General features: G+C 61.7%; 13 protein-coding genes. All 13 read left to right on the plus strand.

Annotated elements, in window-relative coordinates:
• Positions 1–34: 34 nt before the first annotated feature.
• The 13 genes from C8E00_RS11240 (at position 35) to glmS (ending at position 12,617) form a co-directional block, all read left to right on the plus strand.
• Positions 35–955, plus strand: coding sequence for a ParB/RepB/Spo0J family partition protein (locus C8E00_RS11240; RefSeq protein ID WP_133697587.1), 921 nt, complete (start codon positions 35–37; stop codon positions 953–955).
• A 227-nt stretch (positions 956–1,182) separates the two neighbouring features.
• Positions 1,183–1,581 carry an ATP synthase subunit I gene (locus C8E00_RS11245; protein ID WP_133697588.1) on the plus strand — a complete coding sequence of 133 codons (399 nt, stop codon included), beginning with the start codon at positions 1,183–1,185 and terminating at the stop codon, positions 1,579–1,581.
• A 16-nt stretch (positions 1,582–1,597) separates the two neighbouring features.
• A complete protein-coding gene (gene atpB, locus C8E00_RS11250) occupies positions 1,598–2,464 on the plus strand; it encodes a F0F1 ATP synthase subunit A (RefSeq protein ID WP_133697589.1) in 867 nt (288 codons plus the stop codon).
• Positions 2,465–2,516: 52 nt separating this feature from the next.
• Entirely contained in the window at positions 2,517–2,765 is a 249-nt protein-coding gene (gene atpE / locus C8E00_RS11255; RefSeq protein WP_011508579.1) for a F0F1 ATP synthase subunit C, read from the plus strand.
• A 66-nt stretch (positions 2,766–2,831) separates the two neighbouring features.
• Positions 2,832–3,302 (plus strand): F0F1 ATP synthase subunit B, encoded by a 471-nt coding sequence (locus C8E00_RS11260; RefSeq protein ID WP_133697590.1) that lies wholly within the window; start codon positions 2,832–2,834, stop codon positions 3,300–3,302.
• Between the two features lie 11 nt (positions 3,303–3,313).
• The gene (locus C8E00_RS11265; RefSeq protein WP_133697591.1) at positions 3,314–3,850 is read left to right on the plus strand and encodes a F0F1 ATP synthase subunit delta; all 537 of its coding nucleotides are present in this window, start codon (positions 3,314–3,316) and stop codon (positions 3,848–3,850) included.
• Positions 3,851–3,866: 16 nt separating this feature from the next.
• Positions 3,867–5,411, plus strand: a complete 1,545-nt coding sequence (gene atpA, locus C8E00_RS11270) for a F0F1 ATP synthase subunit alpha (protein WP_133697592.1) — start codon at positions 3,867–3,869, stop codon at positions 5,409–5,411.
• 66 nt (positions 5,412–5,477) lie between these two features.
• Positions 5,478–6,353, plus strand: coding sequence for a F0F1 ATP synthase subunit gamma (gene atpG, locus C8E00_RS11275; RefSeq protein WP_133697593.1), 876 nt, complete (start codon positions 5,478–5,480; stop codon positions 6,351–6,353).
• Between the two features lie 87 nt (positions 6,354–6,440).
• Positions 6,441–7,817: a F0F1 ATP synthase subunit beta gene (gene atpD / locus C8E00_RS11280; protein WP_133697594.1), complete on the plus strand. Its 1,377-nt coding sequence runs from the start codon at positions 6,441–6,443 to the stop codon at positions 7,815–7,817.
• A gap of 84 nt (positions 7,818–7,901) precedes the next feature.
• Positions 7,902–8,327 carry a F0F1 ATP synthase subunit epsilon gene (locus C8E00_RS11285; RefSeq protein WP_133697595.1) on the plus strand — a complete coding sequence of 142 codons (426 nt, stop codon included), beginning with the start codon at positions 7,902–7,904 and terminating at the stop codon, positions 8,325–8,327.
• 151 nt (positions 8,328–8,478) lie between these two features.
• Positions 8,479–9,840 carry a bifunctional UDP-N-acetylglucosamine diphosphorylase/glucosamine-1-phosphate N-acetyltransferase GlmU gene (gene glmU, locus C8E00_RS11290; RefSeq protein WP_133697596.1) on the plus strand — a complete coding sequence of 454 codons (1,362 nt, stop codon included), beginning with the start codon at positions 8,479–8,481 and terminating at the stop codon, positions 9,838–9,840.
• 142 nt (positions 9,841–9,982) lie between these two features.
• On the plus strand, positions 9,983–10,768 hold the full coding sequence (locus C8E00_RS11295) for a DeoR/GlpR family DNA-binding transcription regulator (RefSeq protein WP_243833176.1): 786 nt from the start codon (positions 9,983–9,985) through the stop codon (positions 10,766–10,768).
• 16 nt (positions 10,769–10,784) lie between these two features.
• Complete coding sequence (gene glmS, locus C8E00_RS11300; RefSeq protein WP_133697597.1) at positions 10,785–12,617, plus strand: glutamine--fructose-6-phosphate transaminase (isomerizing); 1,833 nt, start codon at positions 10,785–10,787, stop codon at positions 12,615–12,617.
• Positions 12,618–12,682: the final 65 nt, after the last annotated feature.

Below are 12,682 nucleotides of genomic sequence, written 5' to 3' on the forward strand. Positions count from 1 at the left end.
ACAGACAAGCGGGAGACGATTCGAGGGAATGCCTATGACGCGCAAACGCGCACTGGGACGCGGCCTGGATGCCTTGATCGGGGCGGGCGCGCGTCATCGCGATACGGTCGGCGGCGAGGAACTCGCCGCCGACGTCGTGCTGGAACCCGCCCAGGCGCCCGCCGGCGAAGAGCGCGAGCGCTTGATGCGCCTACCGCTGGGGCAATTGAGTCGAGGCAAGTACCAGCCACGTCGCGATATTCAGCCGGAGTCGCTCGAGGAACTCGCCGATTCGATTCGTGCCCAGGGGGTCATGCAGCCCATCGTGGTGCGTCCGATGGGCGAGTCCCGTTACGAGATCATCGCCGGCGAGCGGCGTTGGCGAGCGGCGCAGCTTGCAGAGCTCGATGTCATCCCCGCCGTGGTGCGTGAAGTCAGTGACGAGGCGGCGCTCGCCTTGGCCCTGATCGAGAACATTCAGCGCGAAAACCTCAATCCGGTGGAAGAGGCCATGGCGCTGAAGCGGCTGCTCGACGATTTCGAGCTCACGCAACAGCAGGTGGCCGATGCCGTCGGCAAGTCGCGTGCCCAGGTCGCCAATCTGCTGCGCTTGTTGAGCCTCGACGAGGAAGTGCAGACGCTGCTCGAACGCGGCGATCTGGACATGGGGCATGCGCGTGCCCTTTTGACGCTACCTGCCGCACGCCAGCGGAGTATTGCGCGAGAAGTCGTCGAGCGCGATCTGACCGTGCGCCAGACCGAGGCGCTGGCCAAGCAGAGCGGCCGTGGCAAGGACAATGCCAAGCCCACGGCAAGTGCCTCGGACAATACCGACGTGGCGCGTCTCGAGACGCGTCTTGCCGAACTTTTGGGGGCACCGGTCAAGATTCAGCATGGGCCGTCGGGCAAGGGGCGTGTCACTATTCGCTACACGAGCCTCGATGAACTGGATGGCATCCTGGGGCATATTCAATGAGGGATGCAGTCGTGCGCTATACGGAGAGCGCGACAAAATGCCGCAGTCAACATTTAGCGCGTTAACGTTATTTACCGTTTTTTCGTGCCCCTTTAGTGGTAAAGGTCTGCGAGATCGCGTTAAATCGCTGCATGCTTGGTTGAAGGGGATTGGTCCCTCCCCTATAATCCGCCGAGATTTGTCTGGGCGATGACGCCAGTAAAAAATAGGACGGCGAGATCCACGCCATGCATAAAGCGGCACCGGCCAGGCTCAAAGGCCCTCGACTGTTTCCTTTGTTGATGCTGCAGTTGATGATCGTACTGGGAATGGCGGTGCTCGCATTTATCTGGCATGCGCCCGGCACGGCACTCTCGACATTGCTCGGAGGCGGCGTGGCCTGGATGCCCAGTGTTCTTTTCGCCTGGTTGACCTTTCGTTATCGGGGAGCATCGCAAGCACGCAACATCGTCAAGAGTTTCTATCGAGCCGAGGCGGGTAAGTTCGGTTTGACGGCGGCATTGTTCATCGTGGTATTCGTGGCCGTGCCTCCCTCAAACCCCGCTTTCTTCTTTGGCGCTTATGTGGTGACGCAGTTGGCGCACTGGCTGGGACCCTGGCTGTTGCATCGACCGTCGCGCACTTGAACTCGAGGCTTACTCAATGGCAACAGGCGACAATCTAACGACCACGGCGTACATTCAGCACCATCTGCAGAACTTGACCTTCGGTCTGCATCCGGAAAATGGCTGGTCGTTCGCCACTAGTGCAGAACAAGCCACCGAGATGGGTTTCTGGGCGATTCATGTCGACACCATGGCATGGTCGATTGGCTTGGGTATCCTGTTCCTGTGGGTGTTCCGAATGGCCGCCAAGACCGCGACCACCGGCGTGCCGAGCGGTTTGCAAAACTTTGTCGAGATGATGGTCGAGTTCGTCGATAACTCGGTGCGCGAGACGTTCCACGGCAAGAGCAAGCTGATCGCGCCGCTGTCATTGACGATCTTCTGCTGGATCTTCTTGATGAACCTCATGGATTTGGTGCCGGTGGACTTTCTACCGATGCTGGCGCAGAAGATCGGCGCCCTGTTCGGTGCTGATCCCAGTCATGTCTATTTCAAGGTCGTGCCGACCACCGACGTCAACGCCACGTTGGGCATGTCGTTGTCGGTCTTCGCGCTGATCATTTTTTACAGCATTCGCGAAAAGGGTTTCTCCGGCTTCGTGGCCGAGTTGACCTTGCATCCTTTCAATGCCTCCAATCCGTTCGTCCAGGCCTTGCTGATTCCCGTCAACTTCCTGCTGGAAGCGGTGACGCTGCTGGCCAAGCCCGTGTCGCTGGCACTGCGTCTGTTCGGCAACCTCTACGCGGGCGAGCTGATCTTCATCCTGATTGCCATGGTCGGTTTGTGGCAGTTGCCGCTGCATTTCGCGTGGGCGACTTTCCATATCCTGATCATCACGCTACAGGCGTTCATCTTCATGATGCTGACGATCGTCTACCTGAGCATGGCGTCGGAAAAGCATTAACCGGTTTTCTCAACCCCAACCCCTTAAACCTTGAAATAAACTGGAGTCAATCATGGAAGCACAAGTTCTGGGCATGACCGCCATCGCCGTTTCGCTGCTGATCGGTCTGGGTGCATTGGGCACCGCCATCGGCTTCGGCATTCTCGGCGGCAAGTTCCTCGAAGGTGCCGCTCGCCAGCCGGAAATGATCCCGCAGTTGCAGGTGAAGATGTTCATCGTCGCCGGTCTGCTCGATGCCGTGACCATGATCGGTGTGGGCATCGCGTTGTTCTTCACCTTCGCCAATCCGTTTGTCGGGTAATACCACCGTGCGGCCCGAGGGCCACGGTGGCTTCAACCCCCAACATGTGATGCGAGAGGTGCTGGCGTGAATCTGAACCTAACCCTGATCGGTCAGGCCATAGCCTTCGCGGTTTTCGTCTGGTTCTGCATGAAGTTTGTATGGCCACCGGTCATGCAGGCGCTGCAGGAGCGGCAGAAGAAGATCGCCGATGGCCTGGATGCGGCCAGCCGTGCGACTCGCGATCTTGAGCTGGCCGAAGAACAAGCGGCTGAGCAACTCAAGGAAAGCAAGGAGCAGGCGGCCCAGATCATCGAACAAGCCCATAAAAGGGCCAACCAGATGATCGAGGAAGCGCGTGACAATGCCCGTCTCGAAGGAGAGCGCATGATCGAAAGCGCTCGCGGCGAGATCGAGCAGGAGACGCAGCGCGCGAAGGAAGAGTTGCGGGCCCAGGTGGCGACACTCGCCATCCAGGGCGCCGAGCGTATCCTCGATTCCTCCATTGATGAAGCCAGGCATCGCGAGCTGGTCGACAAGCTCGCGGCCGAGCTCTGAGGAGGTGAGGCATGGCTGAAACGTCTACCGTAGCTCGACCGTACGCCAAAGCGGCGTTCGAGTATGCGCGCGACCACACGGCGCTGGAGGCCTGGTCCGGACAGTTGGCATTGGCGGCGCAAGTAGTGTCCAACACCGTGTTCAACGCTGAAGTCGTGGGCCACCCGAAACTGTCCTACGGGCAGAAGACGGCGTTGCTGCTCGACGTCTGCGGCGAACTCGACGAGTCGCTTTGCAACTTTCTCCGTACCGTGGGCTCGCAAGGGCGGCTCGCCGCCCTCCCGGCAATCGCCGAGCAGTTCGACGCGCTGCGCGCTCGAGAAGAGAAGCGGGTGGACGTGACCATCGTCTCCGCCTTCGATCTGGATGCCGCACAGCAGGATAAGCTCGCGACTGCGCTGAAGAAGCGTCTCAACCGCGAAATCTCCATTACCACTCAGGTGGACCGTGCGCTGATGGGTGGCGCGATCCTGCGTGCCGGCGACACCGTCATCGACGGTTCGGTACGCGGTCGATTGAACCGTCTACGCGACGCACTTTCCGCTTGAGTTCGAGGGACATGGCATGCAGCAACTGAATCCTTCCGAGATCAGCGACATCATCAAGCAGCGTATCGAAAAGCTGGATGTCGCATCCGAAGCCCGCAACGAAGGTACCGTCGTCAGTGTTTCCGACGGTATCGTGAAGATTCATGGTCTCGCCGACGCGATGTTCGGCGAAATGATCGAATTTCCCGGCAGCATCTTCGGCATGGTGCTCAACCTCGAGCGCGACAGCGTTGGTGCCGTGGTGCTGGGAGATTATCTGCAGCTCGAAGAAGGCATGACCGCGCAGTGCACCGGTCGTATTCTCGAGGTGCCGGTGGGCCCGGAACTCATCGGCCGCGTGGTCGATGCACTGGGTAACCCCATCGATGGCAAGGGCGAACTCGATACCAAGATGACCGACGCGGTGGAAAAAGTCGCGCCGGGCGTCATCACTCGTCAGTCGGTCGATGAGCCGATCCAGACCGGCCTCAAGTCCATCGATGCCATGGTGCCGATCGGTCGCGGCCAGCGCGAGCTGATCATCGGTGACCGCCAGATCGGGAAATCGGCGATCGCCATCGACACCATCATCAACCAGAAAGGCAAAGGGGTGACGTGCGTCTACGTCGCCATCGGCCAGAAGCAGTCGACCATTGCCAACGTGGTGCGCAAGCTCGAAGAGCACGGCGCCATGGAACATACCATCATCGTCGCCGCCGGCGCGGCCGATCCGGCGCCGATGCAGTTCCTGGCCGCGTATTCCGGCTGCACCATGGGTGAATACTTCCGCGACCGTGGCGAAGACGCGCTGATCGTCTATGACGATCTGTCCAAGCAGGCCGTGGCCTATCGTCAGGTCTCGCTGCTGCTGCGGCGTCCGCCGGGTCGCGAAGCCTACCCCGGTGACGTCTTCTATCTCCACTCGCGTCTGCTGGAGCGTGCCGCGCGGGTCAATGCCGATCATGTCGAGAAGCTCACCAACGGTGAGGTCAAGGGCAAGACCGGTTCGTTGACCGCGTTGCCGATCATCGAGACGCAGGGTGGCGACGTCTCGGCATTCGTGCCGACCAACGTGATCTCGATCACCGACGGCCAGATCTTCCTCGAGACCAACCTCTTCAACTCCGGCGTGCGGCCGGCGATCAACGCGGGGCTTTCCGTATCCCGTGTGGGTGGCAGCGCGCAGACCAAGATCATCAAGAAGCTTGGCGGGAGCGTGCGGCTGGCACTCGCGCAGTACCGTGAACTGGCGGCCTTCTCGCAGTTTGCCTCGGATCTCGATGAAGCGACTCGCAAGCAGCTTGAACACGGGCAGCGAGTCACCGAGCTGATGAAGCAGAATCAGTATTCGCCGATGTCGGTGGCCGAAATGGCGGTGACGCTGTATGCCGCCAACGAAGGCTTCCTGGAAGATGTCGAGGTCAATAAAGTGCTGGATTTCGAACAGGCGCTGCAGGCGTACATGAAATCCGAGCAGGCCGAGCTGATGGACAAGATCAATCAGACCGGCAACTACGACGACGACATCCAGCAGGGCCTCAAGTCCGGCCTCGAGACGTTCAAGTCCACTCAGACCTGGTGATGCAGGGCCCGGTGCTAGACCGGGTCGGCATGCCGGCTGAGCGGCTCGCAAGAGGGTGAGATCGAGATGGCAGCTGCAAAAGAGATTCGCACCCAGATCGGGAGCATCAAGAACACGCAGAAGATCACCAGCGCCATGGAGATGGTCGCTGCGTCGAAGATGCGCAAGGCTCAAGAGCGCATGACGGCCAGTCAACCATACGCCAAGCTGATCCGACGCGTGGTGAGCCATATTGCCAAGGCCAACCCCGAATATCGTCATGAGTACATGATCGAGCGCGAGGTCAAGCGTGTGGGGTATATCGTGGTTTCCAGCGACCGCGGTTTGGCCGGCGGCCTGAACGTCAATGTGTTCAAGGCCGTGACGCGCGAAGCCAAGTATTGGCATGAACAGGACGTCGAGGTCGATTATGCGGCCATCGGGTCCAAGGCCAATGTGTTCTTTCGCAACCATGGCGGCAATCTGGTGGCGGGCAAGAGCGGTCTGGGCGAGGCCCCGGCCGTCGAAGACCTGATCGGGAGCGTCAGTGTCATGCTGAAGGCCTTCGATGAGGGACAACTGGATCGGCTTTACGTGGTGCATAACGAGTTCGTCAACACCATGACGCAGAAGCCGATCGTGCGTCAGTTGCTCCCCTTGGTCGCCGAGGCGGATGACGACGAAGAAGAGACACGTACCAGCGGCAGCTGGGACTACCTGTATGAGCCGGACGCCAAGACCCTGCTCGATCATTTGCTGGTGCGCTATGTGGAATCCCAGGTGTATCAGTCTGTGGTCGAGAATGCGGCCTGCGAGCAGGCGGCGCGGATGATCGCGATGAAGAACGCGACCGACAATGCCGGCAATCTGATCGATGATCTGGAGTTGGTCTATAACAAGGCCCGTCAGGCCGCGATCACCCAGGAAATTTCGGAGATCGTCGGCGGCGCCGCCGCCGTATGACGACGCAGGTCCCACCGAGCCCCCTGAGTGGGTTGCCTCGGGGTCCAGGCGAAGCAGGTTTCATTTGCAGGTATTAGAGGAACCAACATGAGCGGACGTATCGTACAAATCATCGGCGCGGTGATTGACGTAGAGTTTCCGCGGGACGACGTGCCCAAGGTCTACGACGCGCTGAAGGTCTCCGAAACCGAGACCATCATGGAAGTACAGCAACAGCTAGGTGACGGTGTCGTGCGTGCCATCGCCATGGGCACCACCGAAGGCCTCAAGCGTGGCCTCGATGTCGTCAACAGCGGTTCGGCGATTTCGGTGCCGGTGGGCAAGGCCACGCTGGGGCGCATCATGAACGTGCTCGGCGAGCCTATCGACGAAGCCGGCGAGATCGGCGAAGACGAGCGCATGCCGATTCACCGCAAGGCCCCGGGCTATGCCGATCAGGCAGCATCCGAAGAGCTGCTGGAAACGGGGATCAAGGTCATCGACCTGGTGTGTCCGTTCGCCAAGGGCGGCAAGGTCGGCCTGTTCGGCGGTGCCGGGGTCGGCAAGACCGTCAACATGATGGAGCTGATCCGCAACATCGCCACCGAGCACAGCGGTTATTCCGTCTTCGCCGGGGTGGGGGAACGTACTCGCGAGGGTAACGACTTCTACCACGAGATGCAGGAATCCAACGTTCTCGACAAGGTGTCGCTGGTCTATGGCCAGATGAACGAGCCGCCCGGGAACCGCCTGCGCGTGGCCTTGACCGGCTTGACCATCGCCGAGAAGTTCCGTGACGACGGGCGTGATGTGCTGTTGTTCGTCGACAACATCTACCGTTACACCCTGGCCGGGACCGAGGTGTCCGCACTGCTCGGCCGTATGCCGTCCGCGGTGGGCTATCAGCCGACACTGGCGGAAGAAATGGGCGTGCTGCAGGAACGCATCACCTCGACCAAGACGGGGTCCATCACCTCCGTGCAGGCGGTTTACGTCCCCGCGGACGATTTGACCGACCCGTCACCGGCGACCACCTTCTCGCACCTGGATGCCACCGTGGTACTGGCGCGCTCCATCGCCGAGCTGGGGATCTACCCGGCGATCGATCCGCTGGATTCCACCTCGCGCCAGCTCGACCCGCTGACCGTCGGCGAGGAGCACTACAACACCGCGCGCGGTGTGCAGGGCGTATTGCAGCGCTACAAGGAACTCAAGGACATCATCGCCATCCTGGGGATGGACGAGCTGGCCGACGAAGATAAATTGACCGTGGCGCGGGCGCGCAAGATCCAGCGCTTCCTGTCGCAGCCGTTCTTCGTCGCCGAGGTGTTCACCGGGGCGCCCGGCAAGTACGTCTCTCTCAAGGAGACCATTCGTGGTTTCCAGGGCATCCTCGACGGTGAGTACGATGAACTGCCTGAACAAGCCTTCTACATGGTTGGCACCATCGACGAAGCCGTCGAAAAAGCCAACAACATGAAGTAAGGCCACGCCCATTGGGGAGTGCAGGGCCGGCGCTGCCACCCGAGATGCGCCGGGCCCGACGCTCCCATGAACGAGGAGATAGCGATGGCTAGCTTCCAATGCGACATCGTCAGCGCCGAGAAGGCCATCTTCTCCGGCAACGCCGAGCAGCTAGTGGCGGCCGGCGTGTCGGGCGATCTGGGTATTCTGCGTGGCCACGCACCGCTGCTCACCGAGCTCAAGCCGGGCCCGGTACGCGTGATGCGCGAAGGTGGCGAAGAAGAAGTGTACTTCGTCACGGGTGGCTTCCTGGAGGTCCAGTCGGAGGTGGTCTCGGTGCTGGCCGATACGGCCACACGCGCGCATGACCTCGACGAGGCGGCGGCCGAAGAGGCGCGCCAGGAGGCCTTGCGGTCCATGGGCGACAAGCAGTCCGATCTCGACTATACCCGGGCCGCTGCCGAACTGGCCGAAGCCGTCGCCCAGTTGCGTACCATCCAGCAACTGCGCGAGAAGGGCAGTCGACGCTAGTCGGCGCACGCAATGCCGTTGTCATGAAGGCGACCCACGGGTCGCCTTTTTCGTGGGCGGCACCGCGACATGACGTATGTCGCTTGGTAGCGTCTTGCGCCCGCCGTAGAATATCTCCATCTTCTTGGAGAGATGCATAGGGACGACAGCGATGACGTTAGACGTGGTGATACTCGCCGCCGGCCAGGGAACGCGGATGCGTTCGGCCAAGCCCAAGGTTCTGCATGCGTTGGCGGGCAAGCCGATGGTGACGCACGTGCTGGATACTGCCGAGCGACTGGGCGCGACGCGCACCCACGTCGTGATCGGTCACGGCGCCGAGCAAGTCGAGGCCGAACTCGGTGAGCGCGAGGTGGGTTTCGCCCTCCAGGCCGAACAGAAAGGCACCGGCCATGCCGTGGCCCAGGCGCTGGAGAAGATGGGCGACGGCAAGGTGCTGATTCTTTACGGCGATGTGCCGCTGATTCGCGCCGAGACCTTGGCGGCGTTGCTCGCCGAAGTGGATGAAACCCGCTTGGGGCTGCTGACCGTGGAAATGCCCGATCCCAGCGGTTACGGTCGTATCGTGCGCGACGCCGAGGGACGCGTGACATGCATCGTCGAGCACAAGGACGCCAGCGAGACCCAGCGCGCTATTACCGAATGCAACACCGGTATCGTTGCCGCCACGGGGGCACAGCTCAAGCGCTGGCTGCCACGTCTCTCCGCCGAGAACGTCCAGGGTGAGTATTATCTAACCGAGATCTTCGCCATGGCGGCCACCGAAGGCATTGACATCGCCACCGCCTCGCCCGCCTCGGCGCTGGAGGTCGAAGGTGTCAACAACCGCTCGCAGATGGCCGCCCTCGAGCGTGCCTATCAGCGGGACCGGGCCGAGCGTCTATTGACCGAAGGCGTGGCGCTGGCCGACCCGGCGCGCTTCGATGTGCGTGGCCAACTCGTCTGCGGACATGACGTCTTCATCGATGTGGGCTGTGTGTTCGAGGGCGAGGTAACGCTCGGCGATGGCGTCAGCGTGGGCCCCTACACCTTGATTCGCGATAGTCATGTCGCGGCGGGGACGGTCATCGAGGCGCACAGCATCATCGAGGGCGCCGAGGTGGCGGAACAGGCGCACATCGGCCCCTTCGCGCGGCTGCGCCCCGGCACGCGCCTGGCGCGTCAAAGCAAGGTGGGCAACTTCGTCGAGACCAAGAATGCCGAGGTCGGCGTGGGCAGCAAGATCAACCACCTGAGCTACGTTGGCGATGCGCGGCTAGGACGTGGCGTCAATGTCGGCGCCGGCACCATTACCTGCAATTATGATGGCGCCAACAAACATCGTACCGAGATCGGCGACGATGTCTTCGTGGGGTCCAACACCGCCTTGGTGGCACCGGTCTCACTGGGCGCTGGCGCGACGGTCGGGGCCGGCTCGACCATCAACAAGAATGTCGATGCCGGGGCCCTGGCAGTGGCCCGCCCGCGTCAGACCACGCGGGCAGGATGGCAGCGTCCGCGCAAGTCTTCCTGACCCCCCTTCGATGCCGCGTCCGAGTGTGAGATTTTTCCTTCACCGGGCGCGGTTTTTCTTGCGCATGCCGGGGGGTGCTTGACCGACGATGTTGAATCGCGTTTGATACGCATATTGTTTCGTTTCGGAAGTTATGTCTTTCGTGAACAAGGATGATATGCCCAAACGCGATACCGCTCAACGGCGTCATGCCATGTTGGCCTACGTCAATGAACACGGTGAAACCAGCGTCGATACGCTTGCTCGCCACTTCGCTACGTCTGAGGTCACCGTTCGCAAGGATCTCGCCACGCTCGAGAAGAGTGGCTTGCTGCTGCGCCGCTTCGGCGGTGCCGTGCCCCTGCCCAGCGAGATACTGACGGACGCCAATACGCCACTTTCACCTCGAAAGATAGCGATCGCACGGGCGGCCAGTGCACGTATCCGTGCCCACAACCGCATCATCATCGACAGCGGTACGACTACCTCGGCGATGATTCCCGAACTGGGCGGACGTGAAGGCCTGGTGGTGATGACCAATGCACTGTCGGTGGCCAATGCCTTGCGCGACGTGGAACCCGAACCGGCGATCCTGATGACTGGCGGTACCTGGGACCCGCACTCGGAATCCTTTCAGGGGCAGGTCGCCGAGCAAGTGCTGCGTTTCTACGATTTCGATCAATTGTTCATCGGCGCCGATGGCATCGACTTGGCGCGCGGAACGACCACCTATAACGAATTGCTGGGGCTGTCGCGGGTGATGGCGGAGGTCGCGCGCGAAGTCGTGGTCCTGGCCGAATCCGACAAGATCGGCCGACGCATCCCCAATCTGGAACTGCCGTGGGAGCGGGTCCATACCCTGATTACCGACGAGGGGCTCGATGTCGATGCCCATCGGCGGCTCGAGACGCAGGGTATTGCCGTCATCCGCGCTGCGGTCAACGAATGAAGACGAGGAGTTCAACATGTGTGGAATCGTAGGGGCCGTTGCCGAGCGTCACGTGCAGGAAATCCTTCTCGAGGGCTTGCGCCGTCTCGAGTATCGCGGCTACGACTCGGCGGGCATGGCCGTGCTTTCCGACGATGCGCGGCTCAACCGTCAGCGTGCGGTAGGCAAGGTGGCAGCGTTGGAGAACAAACTCGCTGACGCCGCGCTCAAGGGCACGCTGGGCATCGCCCACACCCGCTGGGCCACGCACGGTCGTCCCAGCGAGCAGAACGCGCATCCACATCAATCCGGCGATAGTCTGGCGGTGGTGCATAACGGCATCATCGAGAACCATGAGACGCTCAAGGGCGAGCTCGAAGCCCAGGGCTATGTCTTTACGTCCGAGACGGACACCGAAGTGATCGCGCACCTATTGTCGCGCGAGTTCACTCTTGCCCAGGACTTGCTCCAGGCCGTGCAACGTAGCGTGGCCTTGTTGGAAGGCGCCTATGCCCTGGCAGTGGTGCACCGCGCCGATCCCGATGCGATCATCGGCGCGCGCAAGGGCAGTCCCCTGGTGGTCGGCGTGGGCATCGGCGAGGCGTTCCTCGCGTCAGACCCGTTGGCACTGTTGCAGGTCACCGACCGCTTCATCTATATGATGGAAGGCGACGTGGTGCGCTTGTCCCAGGGTGGCAGCATCGAGCTGTTCGACGCGGGCGGTGAACGCGTCGAGCGCCCGACGCACATCTTCGAACACGGCGATGGCGTGACCAGCAAGGGCGGTTATCGCCATTTCATGCTCAAGGAAATCCACGAGCAGTCGCAGGTCATCGCGGCCACGCTGGAGGGGCGACTCGGCGATCATCAAGTGCTGGTCAACAGCTTCGGAACGGATGCCGAGCAGTTGTTCCGAGGAGTGCGGCAGGTGCATATCATCGCCTGCGGCACCAGTTACCACGCCGGCATGGTGGCGCGTTACTGGATCGAGAAGCTGGCCGGCGTGCCGACCCAGGTCGAGGTCGCCTCGGAATACCGTTACCGCGAGGTCGTGGTGCCCGAAGGGACGCTGTTCGTGACGCTGTCCCAGTCCGGCGAGACCGCCGATACCCTGGCGGCGCTGCGCTTCGCCAAGCAGCGCGATTATCGCGGCAGTTTGGCGATCTGCAACGTGCCGGGCAGCTCGCTGGTGCGCGAATCCGACCTGACGCTGATGACGCAGGCCGGCCCCGAGATCGGGGTCGCCTCGACCAAGGCCTTCACCACCCAACTGGTGGCCTTGATGCTGCTGGCATTGGCGCTGGGGCGCGTGCGTGGCGCCAATGGCGAGCATGCACCGATCGTCCAGGGCCTCCGCGAGCTACCGGGGGTGATCAACCAGGTCCTGGCACTGGATGGGGAAGTCGAACGCTTGTCGATGGCCTTCGCCGAGAAGCACCATGCCCTGTTTCTGGGGCGTGGCGCGCACTTCCCGATCGCTCAGGAAGGGGCGCTCAAGCTCAAGGAAATTTCCTATATCCATGCCGAGGCCTATCCGGCAGGCGAGCTCAAGCACGGTCCCCTGGCACTGGTCGACAGCGAAATGCCGGTGATCGCCGTGGCCCCCAACGACGAACTGCTCGAGAAGCTGAAATCCAACCTCCAGGAAGTACGTGCCCGCGGCGGCGAGCTGTTCGTGTTCGCCGACGAGAGCATTCGCATGGAGACCAGCGCGCACCTGCATGTGCTGCGCGTGCCGGCGGTCAGCGATGCCCTGGCGCCCATCGTCTACACCATTCCGTTGCAGCTGCTCGCCTATCATGTCGCCGTGCTCAAGGGCACCGACGTCGATCAGCCGCGCAATCTGGCCAAGTCGGTGACCGTGGAGTGACACGCGCGCCCGTCGATGGATGCGACAATTCGTCGGCTGGGCGTTTTCGTTAGCGTGCTATAAAA

Source organism: Chromohalobacter marismortui, assembly GCF_004364315.1.
GTDB classification, from domain to species: domain Bacteria; phylum Pseudomonadota; class Gammaproteobacteria; order Pseudomonadales; family Halomonadaceae; genus Chromohalobacter; species Chromohalobacter marismortui.

Bases quoted from the DNA above. Each gene is read 5' to 3' on its own strand.
- atpD (WP_133697594.1), top strand. From the start codon at position 6,441: ATGAGCGGACGTATCGTACAAATCATCGGCGCGGTGATTGACGTAGAG.
- atpA (WP_133697592.1), top strand. From the start codon at position 3,867: ATGCAGCAACTGAATCCTTCCGAGATCAGCGACATCATCAAGCAGCGT.
- C8E00_RS11285 (WP_133697595.1), top strand. From the start codon at position 7,902: ATGGCTAGCTTCCAATGCGACATCGTCAGCGCCGAGAAGGCCATCTTC.
- atpE (WP_011508579.1), top strand. From the start codon at position 2,517: ATGGAAGCACAAGTTCTGGGCATGACCGCCATCGCCGTTTCGCTGCTG.
- atpB (WP_133697589.1), top strand. From the start codon at position 1,598: ATGGCAACAGGCGACAATCTAACGACCACGGCGTACATTCAGCACCAT.
- C8E00_RS11240 (WP_133697587.1), top strand. From the start codon at position 35: ATGACGCGCAAACGCGCACTGGGACGCGGCCTGGATGCCTTGATCGGG.
- glmU (WP_133697596.1), top strand. From the start codon at position 8,479: ATGACGTTAGACGTGGTGATACTCGCCGCCGGCCAGGGAACGCGGATG.
- glmS (WP_133697597.1), top strand. From the start codon at position 10,785: ATGTGTGGAATCGTAGGGGCCGTTGCCGAGCGTCACGTGCAGGAAATC.
- atpG (WP_133697593.1), top strand. From the start codon at position 5,478: ATGGCAGCTGCAAAAGAGATTCGCACCCAGATCGGGAGCATCAAGAAC.
- C8E00_RS11245 (WP_133697588.1), top strand. From the start codon at position 1,183: ATGCATAAAGCGGCACCGGCCAGGCTCAAAGGCCCTCGACTGTTTCCT.
- C8E00_RS11265 (WP_133697591.1), top strand. From the start codon at position 3,314: ATGGCTGAAACGTCTACCGTAGCTCGACCGTACGCCAAAGCGGCGTTC.